Genomic DNA, 17062 nt, shown 5'->3' on the forward strand with positions numbered 1-17062 from the left:
CCTCACCCGTCCGAACGGGACACCGCGGTCACCGTGCGCAGCACCGGCGCGCACGCGGCCGCGGCCACCAGCGCGACGACCACCCCCAGCGCGATCGGCGCGGCGAGCCACGGGGTGAGCACGACGTCCCGTCCCCCGGTGATGGTCGTCAGGCCCGCTCCCACGGCGGCCCCGGCCAGTCCCGCCCCGAGCGTGGCGAGCAGCACCGGCAGCACGACCTCCGCGCGCAGCGCCCGTGCGAGCACCCGGACCGGGGTCCCTGCGGCGACGAGGGCGGCGAACGCGCGGCGGCGGTCGAGCACCGAGCCGGCCGCCGCGACGGTGGCGCTGACCGCGCCGAGCGCCGTGGCGATGGCCAGGCCGATGGCGGTGGCGCGCACCAGGTCCTCGCTCAGCGCGTCGGCCCGCAGGTCGACCTTGCGGTTGCTCACGACGGCCGCTCCGGGGAACGAGCGCAGCATGGCGTTCCGCACCGAGGCGCGGTTGCCCGCGTCGGTCACGACGGCGACGCTGGTCGGCGCCGCGGCCGGGCCGGGGATCAGGGCGGGGTCGACGAAGACGTAGGAGCGCCCCGAGGTGACCCGGTAGACGCGCACCGGCAGGTTCGGGGGCATCTCCAGCGAGGTCGCCGGGTCGCGGGTGCTGAGGGTGATCGTGGCCCCGCCCCGGAGGCGGTCCACCTCCCACTCGGGCGCGTAGACCATCGGGGCCGCCTGGCAGGCGCCGTCGTCGAGGGCGGCGAGCACCTTCGCGGCCTCCCGGCAGGGGGCGATGAGCACGTCGGCGCCCGCCTCCTCGGGGTGGTCGGCGAGGGTCGCGTAGCCGGTGGCCATCGGCACGACGGCCCCGGTGACACCGCGCCGGTCCAGCTCGGCGCGCAGGGTCGCGACCTGGTCGGAGCCGCCGCCGACGAGTTCCGCCACGAGCACGTCGTCGTGCCACGTGCCGTCGCTGCGCTCGATCCGCCCCTCCAGCGCGGGGAACACCACCAGCGCCATCGAGGCGGTGAACACGGCGAGCACGACGCCAGCGGCGCTGCGGAACGCCGCCTTCGGGTCGTCGCTGAGCCGTCGGCCCGCGAGCAGCGTGGAGGGGGAGCGCCAAGCGCCGGTGAAGAGCCTGCCGACCGCCGCGGTCACCAGCGGTCCGACGAGCACCAGCGCGACCGCGACCGCCGCGAGTCCGATGAGGACGGTCGTCGGACCGTGGTCGGCGTGCGCGCCGAGCCCGAGGGAGAACACGGCCCCCGCGGCCACGAGCAGGCCGAGGCGCACCGGGCTCGGCCCCTGGGTGCGGTGCCGCTCCGCCGCTCCGAGCGGGCGGGTCACGACCCGGCGCAGGCCGAGGACGGCCGCCCCGACGACGAGGACCGGGGCGAGCACGGCCACCAGCACCACGACGGGAGGGCTCGCGGTGAAGTCGTCCGGCAGCCACGTGCCGCCGTCCCACGGGATGCGCGCGGTGAGGTGGCGCAGCGGGATCGAGGCCAGCACGCCGAGCGCGCTGCCGACGACGGCGGCGAACGCGGTCTCGGCTGCGGTCGTCGCGACCACCTGGCCCGGTGTCGCCCCGGCCAGCCGCAGCGCGGCGAGCCTGCGTTCGCGGCGGGCCGCGGTGAGGCGGGCGGCGGACGCCACGAGCACCAGGCACGGCACGACGAGCACGACCAGGCCGATGCGGGTGAGCAGGTGGAGCAGGTCGTCGCTGGTGTCCACCACCGCCGGGCGGAGCAGGTCCGGGCGGTAGAAGCCGTACAGGGAGCCGGGTTCGTGGCCGATGACGGCGACCAGCTCGTCCGGGTGCTTCAGCGCCTCCTCGCCGAGGGAGCCGATCACCTTGCCCGCGAAGCGGTCCCCGGTGTCGAGGTCCGCCAGCGCGGGTGACAGCAGCACCTCGCCGGGACCGGGCACGAACGGGATGCCCGGCGCGGCGGGGACCCCTGGGCGCAGCGCCGCCACGTCGAACCGCTCCACCAGCCGGTCGCCGAGCTCGTCGCGGTTGTGCGCGACCACGACTGCCGCGCGGGGGTCGTCCGCGCCGAGCGCGGAGGAGCTGCCCCTCCAGCTCTCCCGCTCCGCCCGCCCCCGCAGGGCGTCCGGCGCGGCCAGCAGCCACAGCACCAGCACGACGCCCAGCGCGACCCCGATCGCGACGAGCAGGGCGGACACCCGGCTGCGGGGGTCGGCCCGCAGGACGGTGACCGCGAGGCGGACGGGGTTCACGCCGCCGCCACCGGGCTGGTGCGGCCGTCGCGCAGCTCCACGATCCGCTGCGCGCGGGAGGCGACGGCCTGGTCGTGGGTCACGACGACGACCGCGGCTCCGGTCTGTCGCGCGGCGTCCAGCAGCGAGGTCACCACCTCCTGGCCGGTGCGGGTGTCCAGCGCGCCGGTCGGCTCGTCGGCGAACACCACCCTCGGCCGGTGGACCAGCGCCCTGGCGATGGCGACCCGCTGGGCCTCCCCGCCGGACAGCTCGCCGGGCCGCCGCCGATGCAGGCCGTCGAGCCCGAGCCTGGTCAGCCACTCGCGGGCCGCGCCGATGGCCTCGGCGCGGGCGACACCGCCCAGCAGCAGCGGCAGCGCGGCGTTCTCCTCGGCGGTCAGCTCCGCGACCAGCAGCCCGGACTGGAACACGAACCCGAACGCGCTGCGGCGCAGCAGGCTGCGCCGGGTCTCGCCCAGGGTCGTGATCGGCTTGCCGCTCAGGAACACCTCGCCGCCGTCGGCGGGCAGCACCCCGGACAGCACGTGCAGCAGGCTGGACTTGCCGGAGCCGGACGGCCCCACGATCGCGACCACGTCACCGGCCCGCACCGTGATGTCGACCCCGTCGAGCGCGTGCACCTCCCCGTACCGCTTGACCAGGCCCCTGCCCGCCAGTACCGGGTGGTCCTCGAACTGGGTCACCGTCTGCCTCCTGCTCGTCGCGACTGCCTGACCAGGGTGGCGGTGGGTCCGCGTCCCGCACTTCGGCCGACAGGGCGGGCGCCATCGGCCGGATGACCGAGACGGGTGGTGGCCGATCGGCCGACGGCGGCGCGCTCGCCCTGGTCGTAGCGTGTCCGGCGTGGACGGACTACTGGCCCGTGGGCGGGCGCGGACGCAGGGCCTGTGGCCAGTGGCCGGACTGTTCGCGGTGGTGCTGGCCTTCGAGGTGGCGCTGTTCCGCTACGAGGGTTACCGCGCGCTGTTCGCCTGGGCGCCGACGGCGCTGACGTGCGTGTTCGCCGTGCTCTCCCTGCGCAAGCCGGTGGCGGCGGCGATCGGGGCCGCCGGGTCCGTGCTGCTGACCACGTGGTGGGCGAACCTGCTCGGCGCGGACACGATGGCGTACTTCAGCCCCCTGTCGCCCACCGAGACGCTGGCCTGCATGATGATCACCGCCGTGGTGGTGCGGCAGCGCCCCGGTGAGCAGTCCGCGGTCTCGGTGGCCGTGATGGTCGCCGCGGCCGTCTACGCGGCGACGACCCGCGACACGACGCCGTCGTACAGCGTCGTCGACCCGGCGACCGTGTTCCCCACGGCGATGCTGCTGGCGCTGGCGGTCGGCACGGGCCTCTACTTCCGGGCGCGTGACGAGGACCGCGAGCGGTCGATCCACGTGGCCGTGTCGGCCGCGCAGCAGGAGGAGCGGATCGCGCTGGCCCGCGAGCTGCACGACGTGGTCGCGCACCACGTGACGGGGATCGTGGTGCAGGCGCAGGCCGCGCTGACCGTGGCGGACGCGGACCCGCTCGCCGCGCACCGGCTGCTGCCGGGCATCGCGCGCAGCGGCAGCGACGCGCTGACGGCCATGCGCAGGCTGGTGGGGACGCTGCGCGACGAGGGGTCGCGGGTCGGCTCGGCGGACGTGGCGACGACGGACCTGGAGGCGGACGTGCGGGCCGTGGTGGAGCAGGCCCGCGAGTTCGGCACGCCCGTGCGGCTGGCGATGGCCCTGCCGCGACCGGTCCCGCCGGAGGTGGCGCGCTCGATCCTGCGGCTGGTGCAGGAGTCGCTGACGAACGTGCAGAAGCACGCCCGCGACGCGACGGCGGTCGGCGTCGAGCTGTCCACATCGGACGGGAACGTGCGGCTCAGGGTGCACGACGACGGCACCGGCCTGCCCGTCGAGCCGGTCGGGGGCTCGGGCGGCTACGGTCTGATCGGCATGCGGGAACGGGTGGAGCTGCTCGGCGGCCTGTTCTCGGCGGGGCCCACGGGGGTCCGCGGCTGGCAGGTGCTGGCCGAGCTGCCGGTCGAGGGGGGCGCACGATGACGATCCGGGTCCTGATCGCCGACGACCAGGAGATGGTGCGGATCGGGTTCCGGATGATCCTGGAGCACCAGGGGGACATCGAGGTGGTCGCGGACGTGCCGGACGGCGTCTCCGCCGTCGCCAAGGCGCGCGAGCTGCGCCCGGACGTGTGCCTGGTGGACATCCGGATGCCCGGCATCGACGGCCTGGAGGTCACCCGCCAGCTCACCGGCCCCGGTGTGGCGGACCCGGTGAAGGTCGTCGTGGTGACGACGTTCGACCTGGACGAGTACGTGCACACGGCGCTGAGCACGGGTGCGAGCGGGTTCCTGCTCAAGGACGCGGGTCCGGCGCTGCTGGTCGAGGCCGTGCGGGCGGCGGTGCGCGGTGACGCGCTGATCTCGCCGCAGATCACCGTGCGGATGCTGTCGCACTTCACCCAGTCGGGCCCGGTCGCGGACCGGCGGACCGAGAACCTGACCGAGCGCGAGCTGGACGTCGTGCGCGAGGTCGCGAAGGGCTCCACGAACGCCGAGATCGGCGCGGCGCTGTTCCTCTCGCTGTCCACGGTCAAGACGCACCTCGCGTCCGTGCAGGGCAAGCTGGGGGCCCGCAACCGCGTGGAGATCGCCTCCTGGGCTTGGCGTTCGGGTCTGCTCTCCTGATCTGATGCGGGCATGCGTGTCCTCCGCTCCCCCGCCGACGTCGCCGCCGCCAGCCCCGACCCGCTCGTCCGCTGGGCGGCCCAGGCCCTGCTGCCCGACCACGTGGCGCCGGGCGGCGGCGCGTGGGAGCACGGCGGCGCGGTCGGCGTGCTCGCCCCCGCCCTGAACCGGAACGACCGCCTGGTGCTCGCCGGTCCGCCCGAGGGCGTCGCCGCGATCCTGCGCGACCGGGGTCACGGCCCGGCGCTGCGGCCGCTCGTGCCCACCGACCTGGCTCCCGCCGTGCTGGCGCTGCTGCCCGACCACGTGGTGTGGGCGGGCTTCGGCTGGATGGAGCGCACCGGCCACCTCGCCCCCGAGCCCGGCGTGCGCTGGCTGCGCGAGGACGAGCTGGACGCGGCGGAGGCGCTGCTGCGCAAGGTGAACCCGCACGCGTACGTGCTGCCGCGCGAACCGGGCGCGCTGCGCTGGGCGGGCTCGTTCGTGGACGGTGAGCTGGTGGCGGTGGGCGCGGAGGCGTGGAGCGCGCCGCACGTCGGCTTCGTCGGCGGTGTGGCGACGCACCCGGACTTCCGCAGGCGCGGCCTGTCGCGGGCGCTGTGCTCGTTCGTCGTGCACGACCTGCTGGAGCGGCACCCGGCGTGCGCCCTGATGGTCGACAGCGGCAACGCGGCGGCCATCGCCGCGTACCAGGGGCTGGGGTTCGCCTACCGGGGTGTGACGGTCCTGCTGGCGTCGGAGGTGGCGGCCGCGCTACGGGGGTGACTAGGGGTGTCCAGCGTCCCGTGCACGGCGTCACACTCGGGTTCTGCGGAACCGGGAACACCGGTGCACGCTGGAGGCGTTGACCCCTGGGTCAACTACGAAACGGCGCAGTTCCGTAAAACAGGAGAAAGGCCGCACCCATGACCGTCCCGAACACCGCACTGGAGATCCACCTCGCGTCCCGCCCCGACGGGTACCCGACCGAGGAGAACTTCACGGTGGCCGAGGTCGAGGTCCGCCATCCCGCCGAGGGCGAGATCCTGGTGCGCAACCTCTGCATGAGCGTCGACCCGTACATGCGCGGCCGGATGAACGACGTCAAGTCCTACGTGCCGCCGTTCCAGATCGGGCAGGTGCTCGACGGCGGCGCCGTCGGCGAGGTCGTGGTCTCGAACTCCCCCGAGTTCCAGGTCGGCGACACCGTCCTGCACGGACAGGGCTGGCGCGAGTACTCGACCCTCGGCGCGGACCACGCCGTGCGGGTCGACCCCGACGTGGCCCCGATCAGCGCCTACCTCGGCGTGCTCGGGATGCCCGGCATCACCGCCTACGCGGGCCTGCTGCGGGTCGGCGAGTTCAAGGAGGGCGACGTCGTCTTCGTCTCCGGCGCGGCCGGTGCGGTGGGCGCGATCGTCGGCCAGGTCGCCAAGCTGCGCGGCGCGTCGAAGGTCATCGGCAGCGCGGGGTCGGCCGAGAAGGTCAAGCACCTGGTGGAGGACCTGGGCTTCGACGCCGCGTTCAACTACAAGGACGAGGGGCCGGTCGTCAAGCACCTGGCCGAACTCGCCCCCGAGGGCATCGACCTCTACTTCGACAACGTGGGCGGCGAGCACCTCGAAGCCGCCATCACGCTGCTCCGCACGTTCGGCCGCGTGGTGCTGTGCGGCGCGATCTCCCAGTACAACGACAAGTCCGTCCCCGGCCCGAGGAACCTGGCCGCCGCGATCGGCAAGCGCCTGACGCTGCGCGGGATGCTCGCCAACGACCACGGCGACCTGCGCGACGAGTTCGTGCGCGAGGTCGGCGGCTGGATCGCCGAGGGCAAGCTGCACTACACCGAGACGGTGGTCGAGGGCGGCGTCGCCAAGGCCCCGTCCGCGTTCGTGGGCATGCTGCGCGGCGAGAACACCGGCAAGATGCTGGTCAAGCTCGCCTAGAGCAGTTCCCCGCCGGCCGCGACCACGCGCCCCTCGTGCACGACGAGGGTGCGCGGGGCGCGGTCCATCACGGCGGCCGCCACGGAGTCGCCGGGCACGACGACCAGGTCCGCCCGCGATCCCTCGGTGATGCCGTGCCCGGTCTCGCCCAGCACGGCCGCACCGCCGCGGGTGGCGACGTCCACGCACATCTCGATCAGCGAGTCGTCGCGGAACCCGTTGCGGTAGGCCAGTTGCCACGTGCGGTCGAGCATGTCGCCGTTGCCGTAGGGCGACCAGTAGTCGCGCATCCCGTCCTGCCCGAGCCCGACGCGCACGCCCTCCCAGCGCAACTGCCGCAGCGGCAGCGGGTCCCGCACGCCGGGAGCCACGGTCGTGACCGCGATGTCGTTCTCCGCCAGCGCCTCCACGAGCTGCCGCCGCCGGTCGTCGTCCACGGTGGACAGCGCGAAGCAGTGGCTGATCGTCACGTCGCCGCGCATGTCCAGCGCGGCGGTCCGCTCGCAGATCAGCTCGACCTGGAACGCGCCGAGCGACCCCGCGTCGTGCAGGTGCACGTCGACCCCGCGCTGGTGCTTGTCCGCCAGCCCGAACACGACGTCCAGGTGCCGCACCGGATCGCGGTCGTAGCCCGCCGGGTCCAGGCCGCCGACGAGGTCGGCGCCCGCGCGCAGCGCGGCCTCCAGCAGGTCGGCCGTGCCCTTGTCGCGCAGGACCCCGCACTGCGGGAACGCCACCACCTGCACGGACGCCCGCGCGGCGTGGGCCTCCCGCGCCGCCAGCACGCCCTCCAGCCGCTCCAGCCCGGAGTCCGCGTCCACCTGCGCGTGGCTGCGCACGAACGTGGCCCCGCCCGCGATGGTCCGGCCGAGGGTGAACGTGGCGCGCGTGGCCACGTCCTGCTCGGCCGACCGCCAGTTCCGCCGGTCGTTGTCGACCAGCTCCGCCAGCCCGGCGCCCGCGCTGTGGGGGCGGAAGGGCAGGCCGAGCCGCGTCGAGTCCAGGTGCGCGTGCGCGTCGGTGAACGACGGCAGCAGCACCCCGCCCCTCCCGTCGACCTCGGGCACCCCGGCGGACGGGGCGAGCCCCGTGCCGACGGACGACACCACGCCCGCCAGGCACAGGACGTCGACCTCGGGCACGTCTGGCCCGCCCGGCCAGGGCCGCACGGAACGGATGAGCAGGTCACCGGTCATCGCCAGAGGCTAACCCCGGAACCGCTCGGACGGGATGAGCTTGCCGGGGTTGAGCACACCGGTGGGGTCGAGCGCGTGCTTGACGGCGGCGAGCACGTCCACGCCGAGCCCGCCGATCTCGGCCTCCAGGTACGGCGCGTGGTCCACGCCCACCGCGTGGTGGTGGCTGATGGTCCCCAGCCCGGCGATGGCCTCGCTGGCCGCGGCCTTGGCGACCGTCCACTGCCCCACCGGGTCGTCGGCGTCCCTCGGCGCGAGCACGGTGAAGTACAGCGACGCCCCGGTCTCGTAGGCGTGGGACACGTGGCACATCACCACGGCGTTCCCGAGCGCGTCGCGCAGCGCGTGCCGGACGGCGTCCCGCAGCTCGGTCAGGCGCGACCAGTGGGCGGCGGTCTCCAGCGTCTCCACGCACACGCCGACGTCGAGCAGCACGTCGCGCTGCCGCGGGCCGTTGAACCGCCCGTGCCGCCACGCCTCGCCCATCGCCGTGCCCAGCCGCACGGCCCCGCTGACGAGCCGCAGCGTCGCGGCCCGCCGCGCCAGCACCTCCCGCGAGGACCCGCCGTGCCAGCCCAGGACCAGCAGGCACGGCCGCCGCACGCCGCGCGCCTTCAGGTACGCGCGCACGGCCGCCGCCTTGACCCCGCCCGCCAGCGCGAGCGACACCTCGGTCTCGTCCTCGTCGGACAGCCGCGTCACGTCGGCGAGCACCCGCGCCTGCGCCAGCGCCCGCACCACGGCCTGCCCGGCCTCCCAGCCGTCGACGACGAACCCCTCGTACCGCTCCACCGCGGGCTTCGGCCGCACCCGCAGCGACACCTCGGTGATCACCCCGAACGCGCCCTCGCTGCCCACCACGAGCTGCCGCAGGTCGGGCCCCGCGGCGGAGGCGGGCGCGGCTCCCAGCACCCACTCCCCGGCGGGCGTGGCGACCCGGACCCCCTCGACCATGTCCTCGAACCGCCCGTACCCGGACGACGCCTGCCCGGCGGACCGGGTGGCGGCGAACCCGCCGATGGTCGCCCGCTCGAACGACTGCGGCACGTGGCCCACCGTCAGCCCGTGCGGCGCCAGCAGCCGTTCGGCCTCGGGCGCGGTGACCCCGGCCTGGAGCACCGCGATCCGCGACACCGGGTCGACCGACACCAGCCGGTCCAGCCGTCCGAGGTCCAGCGCCACCACGGCGGCCTTGTCCCCGCGCAGCGCGGCGACGCCGCCGACGACGGACGTGCCACCGCCGAACGGCACCACGGCCACGTCGTGCTCGACGCACAGCGCGAGCACCGCCACCACCTGCTCCGGCGATCCGGGCAGCACCACCGCGTCCGGCGCGGCCAGCTCCCCACCGGCCCGGTGGCGCAGCAGGTCCACGTAGGACAGCCCGCCCGCGCGACCGAGCCGGGAGGCCCGGTCCAGCCGCACGTGCCCGGCGCCCACGACCGCTCCGAGGGCGTCGCGCGCGGCCTCGGGCAGCGCCGACGCGGGCACCTCCAGCGCCGAGTCGGGCGCGGCGGGCGTGCGCCGGGGCCGCAGCCCGATCCGGCCGCCGAGCCACGTCAGCGCGTGCGGCGGCAGCACGCCCCCGGCCGGGCTCCAGCCGCCACGCAGGTTCTGGTCGATGCGCTCTCCCATGGGTACAGTGTTACACATGACGTCTCAACGTCACACTGATGACGACCTGCTGGACGCCGCCCGCGACTGCGTGGTGGAGGTCGGCGTACGACGCACGACCCTCACCGACGTGGCGAAGCGGGCCGGTGTCAGCCGCATGACCCTCTACCGCCGCTTCCCCGACGTCAGCGCGCTGGTCAGAACCCTCATGACCAGGGAGTTCACCGCGCTGCTGCACGGCGTGGAGCACGATCAGGCACCCGGCAACGCCCGCGAGCGCCTGGTCGGCCACGCCACCGCGGCCATCCGCCTGCTGGCGGGCAACGCGCTCATGCGCCGCGTGCTGGACCTGGACGCGGAACTCATGCTCCCGTACCTCGTGGAACGCCTGGGCAGCACGCAGCGGCTGGTCGAGCGGTTCCTCGTCGACCAGCTCCGCGCGGGCCACCAGGACGGCTCGGTCCGCCGGGGCGACCCGAGGGCGCAGGCCAGGCTGGTCCTGCTGACCACGCAGGCCCTGGTCCTGTCCGTCCGCCCGGCCACCACGGACCTCGACTTCGACGACCTCGTCGACGAGCTGGCCCGCTACCTCGACGCGGCGCTGACGTGAGCACCTCGCTGAACGCCGCCCGCAGGGCGAGGGAGCTGGCCGCGCTCGCGGGCGGCGAGGTGGTGGACCTCCTCGTCGTCGGCGGCGGCGTCACCGGCGCGGGCGTGGCGCTGGACGCGGCGGCGCGCGGCCTGTCCGTGTGCCTGCTGGAGGCGCACGACCTCGCCTTCGGCACGTCCCGCTGGTCGAGCAAGCTCGTGCACGGCGGCCTGCGCTACCTGGCCCACGGCGACCTCGGGCTGGCGCGCGAGAGCGCGGTGGAACGCGGCATCCTGATGACCCGCACCGCCCCCCACCTGGTGCGAGCCCTGCCGCAGCTCGTGCCGCTGCACGGCGGCGACCGGGGTTCGATCGTCATGGCGGGCCTGCGCGCGGGCGACGCCCTGCGCCGGACGGCCCGCACCCCGAGCGCGCTGCTCCCCGCCCCGCGCCGGATCCCTGGGGCCGAGGCGCTGGCGCTGGTCCCCGGACTGCGCCGCGCGGACCTGCGCGGCGGGCTCCTCGGCTACGACGGCCAGCTCACCGACGACGCCCGCCTCGTGGTCGCGCTCGCCCGCACCGCCGCGGGCCTGGGCGCCCGCGTCCTCACCAGGGCGAAGGTCACCACCCTGACCGGCGGCGGCGCGGAGGCCGTGGACACCACGACCGGCACGACCTTCGAGGTCCGCGCCCGCGCGGTCGTCAACGCCACCGGCGTCTGGGCGGGCACGCTCGTGGACCGGATCGACCTGCGCCCTTCCCGCGGCTCGCACCTGGTCCTCGACGCCGCGACGGCGGGCGTCCGCGACACCGCGCTGACCGTGCCGGTCCCCGGCGAGCGCAACCGGTACGCCCTCGTGCTGCCCCAGGAGAACGGCAGGGTCTACGTGGGCCTGACCGACGAACTGGTGGACGGGCCCGTTCCCGACGTCCCGGACGTCCCGCAGTCCGATGTGGACTTCCTGCTGGGCGTCGTTTCCTCGGTGCTGGAACGGGAACTGGGCCCGCGGGACGTGCTGGGCAGCTTCGCGGGCCTGCGCCCGCTGCTGGCGGACGTCGGGGACAGGGGCGCGGACCTGTCGCGCAAGCACGCCGTGCTCATGTCGTCGGACGGCGTGCTCACGGTGGTGGGCGGCAAGCTCACCACCTACCGGAGGATGGCGGAGGACGCCGTGACCGCGGCGGTGCGGCGGCACCACCTCTCGGCGGGCCCGTGCCGCACCGCGAACCTGCCCCTGGTCGGCGCGACGGGCGGTCCCGTGACCGCGCCGCAGCGGCTGAAGTCCAGGTACGGCACCGAATCGGCGGCACTGGTCGCCCTGAACAGGCCGGAGCCGGTCTCGCGCGACGTCACCGCGGCCGAGGTCCTCTGGGCCGCGCGGCACGAGGGCGCGCTGACCGTCGACGACGTCCTGGACCGGCGGACGAGGATCGGGCTGGTGCGGGCAGAACGACGAGCGGCGGAAGCGGCCGTCGCGGACCTGCTGGCGGAACAGGAGTAGAGCCGTGACGGCGGCCCGCGCCGAAGGGCAGGGCCGTTGACCACGGCACTGGCGACCGTGACGGCGGCCCGCGCCGAAGGGCGGGGCTGCCAGCCGCAGCGCTGGCGGCCGGCGCCGAAGGACGGGGGCCGCCAGCCACGGCGCTGGTGTCCGTGCGCCCTCCGCCTGGCGGAGGGCGCACGGACACCGGTGTTCACCTCTGGGGCATTACTCCCCGATGACCGGCTTGGCGGCCTTGGGGGCCTCCATCAGCTCGTCGCCTTCGAGCCGGACCTTGCGCTGGTGGTCCTTGCCACCGCCGCCCTGTCCGGCCCCCATGGGCGCACCGCCCATCATGCCGCCGCCGACGCCGCCACCGTGCGCGCCGCCGCCACCGCCACCACCGGCACCGCCGCCACCGACGGCCGCGGACCCCGACGTCCCGGTCGGGAGGATCCCGGTCGCGCCACCGGGCTGCATGGCCCCACCGGCGCCACCACCACCGGCACCGCTCGCGGTGGCGAGCCCGGCGGCACCACCACCGGAGAAGCCACCGCCACCGCCGGAGAACCCACCGCCCCCTCCACCGGGGAGCGGGCCGAGGCCACCGGGCTTGCTGGCGGTCGTGTGCACGTCACCGGCCGTCCCCGGAGGGGGTGTGAAGGCGGGCGTGAACCCCGGCGTCCCGGGGGAGGGGGTGTGGCCGGGCGCACCGGGGGAGGACGTGGAGCCCGACGGGAACCCCGGCGCACCGGGAACGGGCGGGTAGCCGGGCACACCGGGAGACGGGGTGAACCCCGGCACGCCGGGCACACCGGGAGGAGGCGTGTAGCCCGGTCGGACGGGCTGGCCGCCGGATCCGGAGGGCGTGCCCCCGTAACCGGGGTAGCCGCCCCCCGGCCCGCCCACGACCGGGGGCTGGGCGACCGCGCCGCCGGACGCGGCGGGCGCGTCGGACACCCACCGACCGGGCTCCCAGTGCCCGGCGCCCGGAACCGTCGGGGGTGCCGCGACCTGGCCGCCGGCCGAACCGCTGGTCCCGGTCGTGCCGGTCCCGGCACCGGACGAGCCGGGGTTCGTGTACCGCCCGTCGGCCTGCTGCCGGAGCTGGTCGACCTGGCCCTGGTTCATCCCCAGTCCGCCCGCGGATGGCCGGTTGCTGGTCGGTCCGCCACCCGCACCACCGCCCGCGGCGCCCTTGTGGCTCATGGCCGTGATCGCGTCGACGATCTGCTTCGCCGTCTGCGCGACGGAGGCGACCTGCTTCACCAGGTTCATCAGCTTCGTCAGCGAGGACGCAAGCTTGGACAGGAAGTCCGACAGCTTCTTCGCGTAGTTGCACGCCATCGTCACGATGTCCGCGATGGCCGCACCGATGGCCGCGCCGAAGGTGAAGGTCGACGCCGTGAGCCACTGGATGATCTTCATGACCATCTTGGACACGGCGTCGGAGATCAGGTCCATGATCATCTTGCGGACGGTGCCCACGAGCTGACCGGCCCCGGCCACCGCGCCGGAGATCCCGGCGCAGGCCTTGGACAGCGTCTCCAGCCCGGTCGCGTGGTTGCCCGCGGCCCCGCGGTAGGCGTCGGCCGTGCGCCCCTGCCAGCCGCGCGTCTGCTCGACGGCGCTGCGCTTGTAGTCCCCCGCGATGGAGGACACCTGCGTACCGGCGGACTTCCAGCTCTCCGCCATCTTCGCGATCGCCTGCGGGTCGCCGAGCAGCGCGTCGAACGGCTCCCGCAGGAAGTCCACGTGCTGCATCGCCCAGCTGAACCCGGCCGACATGAAGCCGCTCAGCGGGTTGCTCGCCAGCCCCACGATGTCCATGGCGCTGTTGGCGATGCCGAGCCCCGCGGTGACCCAGTCGCCGCGCTCCACCGCGGAGACCGTGCCCTGCACGTCCTTGAACAGGTTGGACGGGTCGCGGCCCTGCGCGGTGCCCGACTGCGCGGTCTGCGTGTTCATTCCGCGACCTTTCCGGTGAAGCCGAAGGCGTTGTCCCGGTCGATGGCCTCGTAGAGGTCGGCGACCTCCTTGAGCCCGATGGCCATGTCGTTCACCGACGTGGTCGCCTTGCCCAGGATGTCCTGCGACCCGCCCGCGACCTTCAGCAGGAACTCGGCGAGGAAGCCGCCGAACACCCCGAAGGCCTCGGTCGACAGCGACGGGTCCGCGGTCTTGGTGGCCGCGAGCATCCGCTGGCTCAACTGGTCCACGGTGGTGGCGTGCGCCCGAACCTCGGCCGGACTCACGTTGAAGGAGTCGAACATCGTCAGGTACCCCCTGCTCAGCCCATGACTTCCGGCGGGTTGGTGAAGTAGTCGTCGTCCGGCCTGGTGTCCCGACGCTTCTCGGGGACCTCCGGTTCCGCTTCGTCCGTTCCGTCACCCGAATAGCCGTGCGGCATCTGGGCCTTCACGAAGTCCAGGGCCGGGCTCTCGCCGACGAACTCGGTCATGATCTCGACCACGCGGCCCGCCGCGGCCCGCTGCGCCTGGCTGGACGCCGCGAGCACCGCGCTGGCGATCCGCTCGGGGTCCACATCGCGCACACCGGGGCGCAGGATGAGGTTCTCCAGGGCCCCCGACGCGTTGACCGTGACCGTGATCAGCCCGTCCGGCGAGGTGGCGCTGCCACCCACACCGCCGAGCTGGGTCTCGGCCTGCGCCGCGTTCCGCTTGGCCTGGTCGATCTTCTGCCCGTACTGAGCGAGCCACTGGTCAGGCTCCATGATCACCCCTTGGAGACTTGGGGCTACCGCCCACGACACGTTGGACCGCGGTCGACCCGTTTCGGTTCCGCGGACCCGTATCGTGTCATCGGAATCCTCTGGATCAGGGAACATGTGGTGGGATACAGCCGTTCGGCCGCACTCGATGCCACCCGTCCGGCGGATCGCACGAGGCGTGACCAACCAGGAGGAGAGCACCGTGGCTCAGGGGGTGCTGGAGATCGACCGGATCTCCAAGCGCTACGGCGAGGTCGTGGCCCTGCGGGACATGACCTTCGAGGTCCGAGCGGGTGAGCTGTTCGGGTTCGTCGGCAGCAACGGCGCGGGCAAGACGACCGCGATGCGGATCGCGCTGGGCGTGCTGGCCGCGGATTCGGGCGAGGTGAGGTGGAATGGAGCACCCATCACGTTCGAGACCCGCCGTCGGATCGGCTACATGCCGGAGGAGCGCGGGCTCTACCCGAAGATGAAGGTGCTGGAGCAGCTCGTGTACCTGGCCGAGCTGCACGGCCTGACGACCAACGACGCGCACCGGTCGGCGGAGAACTGGATCGCCCGCCTCGGCGTGCGCGACCGCCGCAACGACGAGGTGCAGAAGCTGAGCCTCGGCAACCAGCAGCGCGTGCAGCTCGCCGCGGCGCTGGTGCACGAGCCGGACGTGCTGGTCCTGGACGAGCCGTTCTCCGGCCTCGACCCGGTGGCGGTGGACGTGATGAGCCAGGTGCTGCGGGAGAAGGCTTCCGCGGGCGTGCCCGTGGTGTTCTCCAGCCACCAGCTCGACCTGGTCGAGCGGCTGTGCGACCGCATCGGGATCGTCCGAAGTGGAGCGATGGTGGCCTGCGGCACCGTGGACGAGCTGCGCGCGGGCGGCGAGACCCGCCTGGTCGTCGACGCGCCGGGCGCGGTGAACGGCTGGGCGGCTGGCGTGCCGGGCGTGCGGGTGGTCGAGGAGCGCGGCACGCGGACGACGCTGGACCTCTCCCCCGACGCCGACGACCAGGCCGTCCTGCACGCCGCGCTGGCCACCGGCCCGGTCCGGGAGTTCAGCAGGCAGCGGCCGTCGCTGACCGAGTTGTTCCGCAACGTGGTGACCGAGGAGGAAACGGCATGACGAGGCTCAGCCCGAGCCGGGCGGTGCTCCTGGTCGCCCGCAGGGAGTTCCTCGGCAAGGTCCGCACCCGCTCGTTCCTGATCGGCACCCTGGTGATCGTCGCGGTGCTGGCCGCGTACGTGCTGCTCCAAACAGTCCTGTTCGACCAGTCGAACCGCAGCACCGTGGGCCTGAGCGGCCAGTCGACCGTCCTGGCCGAGCCGCTGCGGCAGACAGCCCAGTCGTTCGGCCGCGAGGTAGCCACGATCGACGTCACCGACCCCGCGGCGGCCGAGGAACAGGTCCGCAAGGGCGACCTGGACGTGCTGATCACCGGCGCACCGGACGCGCTGCGCGTGGTCGTGAAGGAGAGCCTGAACAGCGAGCTGCGGAACGCGCTGGACACGATCGTGAAGCAGCAGGCCCTCAACGCCCAGCTGGCGGAAGCGGGCCTGGACCCGAACACGGTCGCGAAGAACACGGCCGCCGCCAAGGTCACGGTGGTGGCACTGGAACCGGAGGACTCCCAGCAGGGCCAACGCCTGGCGATCGGCCTGGTCATCGCGGCCCTGCTCTACTACTCGCTCCTCGTCTACGGAACGATGGTCGCCCAGGGCGTGGTCGAGGAGAAGTCCAGCCGCGTGGTGGAAATCCTGCTGGCCACCCTCCGCCCGTGGCAACTGCTCCTGGGCAAGGTGATGGGCCTGGGAGCGGTGGGCCTGCTGCAACTGGTCCTGATCGGCGGCACGGGCCTGATCCTCTCGTCGACCACGGGCGTGATCGACCTGACCGGCGTAGCAGGCGGCGCACTCGCGACAGGCGTCCTGTGGTACCTGCTGGGCTTCTTCTTGTACGCCACCATCTTCGCCGCGGCAGCATCACTGGTATCGCGCCAGGAGGAACTGCAATCGGTGGTGACCCCGATCAGCACGGTCATCATCATCGCGTTCGTGGTGGGCATCAACCTCCTGATCCAGGACCCCTCGGGCACCACGGTGACAATCCTGTCGATGCTCCCCCCGTTCGCCCCGATCCTCATGCCGGGAAGAATGGCCATCGGAGCAGCCCCGCTCTGGCAGGTACTACTGGCCATCGCGCTGGCCGTAGCGGCAGCAGCAGCGATCACCTGGCTAGGCGGCAGAATCTACGCGAACGCAGTACTGAGGACAGGCTCAAGAGTAAAACTCCGAGAAGCACTCAGGTAAAACCAGCAAGGGACTCACCCCCGAGCCACCGAGCCACCGAGCCACCGCAAGAGACTCAGCCACCGCACCAACCGGGGCCAACCGGCAAGGGACTGAGCCCCCACCCCACTGGGGCCGACCAGCAGTGGACTCATCCCCGGACCAACCGGGGCTCACAGCCAACCGGAACCGCCTGCCCAACCACCTCACCACCCCCAACCTCTCCCCCACGGCCCCCTCCCCACCCCGCCCCGCCCGCAAAAACCCTCATGGCCGAACACCGTTTGTCAAGGCATCTTTCCCGCCTTGACAAACGGTGTTCGGCCATGGAGACAATGCCAAGAGCGGG

Annotated in this window: 15 protein-coding genes; 8 read left to right on the forward strand and 7 right to left on the reverse strand. The window is 73.9% G+C overall.

Features of this window, described 5'->3' with window-relative positions; genetic code table 11:
* Positions 1–2: 2 nt before the first annotated feature.
* Positions 3–2222, reverse strand: a complete 2220-nt coding sequence (locus tag VFZ92_RS16815; protein ID WP_330876879.1) for an FtsX-like permease family protein — start codon at positions 2220–2222, stop codon at positions 3–5.
* Positions 2219–2908, reverse strand: a complete 690-nt coding sequence (locus VFZ92_RS16820; RefSeq protein WP_330876880.1) for an ABC transporter ATP-binding protein — start codon at positions 2906–2908, stop codon at positions 2219–2221. The genes VFZ92_RS16815 and VFZ92_RS16820 overlap by 4 nt, the downstream gene beginning before the upstream one ends.
* A 160-nt stretch (positions 2909–3068) precedes the next feature.
* Between VFZ92_RS16820 and VFZ92_RS16825 the strand changes: the two genes are divergently transcribed.
* From VFZ92_RS16825 to VFZ92_RS16840, 4 genes are all read left to right on the forward strand, one after another.
* Positions 3069–4259, forward strand: a complete 1191-nt coding sequence (locus VFZ92_RS16825; protein ID WP_330876881.1) for a sensor histidine kinase — start codon at positions 3069–3071, stop codon at positions 4257–4259.
* Positions 4256–4903 carry a response regulator transcription factor gene (locus VFZ92_RS16830; RefSeq protein ID WP_330876882.1) on the forward strand — a complete coding sequence of 216 codons (648 nt, stop codon included), beginning with the start codon at positions 4256–4258 and terminating at the stop codon, positions 4901–4903. The genes VFZ92_RS16825 and VFZ92_RS16830 overlap by 4 nt, the downstream gene beginning before the upstream one ends.
* 12 nt (positions 4904–4915) lie before the next feature.
* On the forward strand, positions 4916–5668 hold the full coding sequence (locus VFZ92_RS16835) for a GNAT family N-acetyltransferase (RefSeq protein WP_330876883.1): 753 nt from the start codon (positions 4916–4918) through the stop codon (positions 5666–5668).
* A gap of 140 nt (positions 5669–5808) precedes the next feature.
* Positions 5809–6825 carry an NADP-dependent oxidoreductase gene (locus VFZ92_RS16840; RefSeq protein WP_330876884.1) on the forward strand — a complete coding sequence of 339 codons (1017 nt, stop codon included), beginning with the start codon at positions 5809–5811 and terminating at the stop codon, positions 6823–6825.
* On the opposite strand, the gene VFZ92_RS16845 is transcribed toward VFZ92_RS16840, so the two are convergent.
* Both VFZ92_RS16845 and VFZ92_RS16850 read right to left on the reverse strand, forming a co-directional pair.
* On the reverse strand, positions 6822–8021 hold the full coding sequence (locus tag VFZ92_RS16845) for an amidohydrolase (protein WP_330876885.1): 1200 nt from the start codon (positions 8019–8021) through the stop codon (positions 6822–6824). The two genes, VFZ92_RS16840 and VFZ92_RS16845, sit on opposite strands and share 4 nt — an antisense overlap.
* A 9-nt stretch (positions 8022–8030) precedes the next feature.
* Positions 8031–9656 (reverse strand): FAD-binding oxidoreductase, encoded by a 1626-nt coding sequence (locus tag VFZ92_RS16850; protein WP_330876886.1) that lies wholly within the window; start codon positions 9654–9656, stop codon positions 8031–8033.
* 16 nt (positions 9657–9672) lie between these two features.
* Between VFZ92_RS16850 and VFZ92_RS16855 the strand changes: the two genes are divergently transcribed.
* A complete protein-coding gene (locus VFZ92_RS16855; protein ID WP_330876887.1) occupies positions 9673–10245 on the forward strand; it encodes a TetR/AcrR family transcriptional regulator in 573 nt (190 codons plus the stop codon).
* On the forward strand, positions 10242–11726 hold the full coding sequence (locus tag VFZ92_RS16860) for a glycerol-3-phosphate dehydrogenase/oxidase (RefSeq protein WP_330876888.1): 1485 nt from the start codon (positions 10242–10244) through the stop codon (positions 11724–11726). The genes VFZ92_RS16855 and VFZ92_RS16860 overlap by 4 nt, the downstream gene beginning before the upstream one ends.
* Before the next feature lie 207 nt (positions 11727–11933).
* Here VFZ92_RS16860 and VFZ92_RS16865 read toward each other — a convergent pair whose 3' ends face one another.
* From VFZ92_RS16865 to VFZ92_RS16875, 3 genes are read right to left on the reverse strand one after another with little or no spacing between them, the layout of a single operon-like run.
* Complete coding sequence (locus VFZ92_RS16865; RefSeq protein WP_330876889.1) at positions 11934–13673, reverse strand: hypothetical protein; 1740 nt, start codon at positions 13671–13673, stop codon at positions 11934–11936.
* A complete protein-coding gene (locus tag VFZ92_RS16870) occupies positions 13670–13978 on the reverse strand; it encodes a type VII secretion target (protein ID WP_330876890.1) in 309 nt (102 codons plus the stop codon). Before VFZ92_RS16870 ends, VFZ92_RS16865 begins: the two co-directional genes overlap by 4 nt.
* Positions 13979–13995: 17 nt before the next feature.
* The gene (locus tag VFZ92_RS16875; RefSeq protein WP_330876891.1) at positions 13996–14439 is read right to left on the reverse strand and encodes a YbaB/EbfC family nucleoid-associated protein; all 444 of its coding nucleotides are present in this window, start codon (positions 14437–14439) and stop codon (positions 13996–13998) included.
* Between the two features lie 199 nt (positions 14440–14638).
* Between VFZ92_RS16875 and VFZ92_RS16880 the strand changes: the two genes are divergently transcribed.
* Positions 14639–15550 carry an ATP-binding cassette domain-containing protein gene (locus VFZ92_RS16880; protein WP_330876893.1) on the forward strand — a complete coding sequence of 304 codons (912 nt, stop codon included), beginning with the start codon at positions 14639–14641 and terminating at the stop codon, positions 15548–15550.
* Positions 15547–16734, forward strand: a complete 1188-nt coding sequence (locus VFZ92_RS16885; protein ID WP_330876892.1) for an ABC transporter permease — start codon at positions 15547–15549, stop codon at positions 16732–16734. The genes VFZ92_RS16880 and VFZ92_RS16885 overlap by 4 nt, the downstream gene beginning before the upstream one ends.
* Positions 16735–17062 lie beyond the last annotated feature (328 nt).

This window comes from Umezawaea sp., assembly GCF_036375055.1.
Taxonomy (GTDB): Bacteria; Actinomycetota; Actinomycetes; order Mycobacteriales; family Pseudonocardiaceae; genus Umezawaea.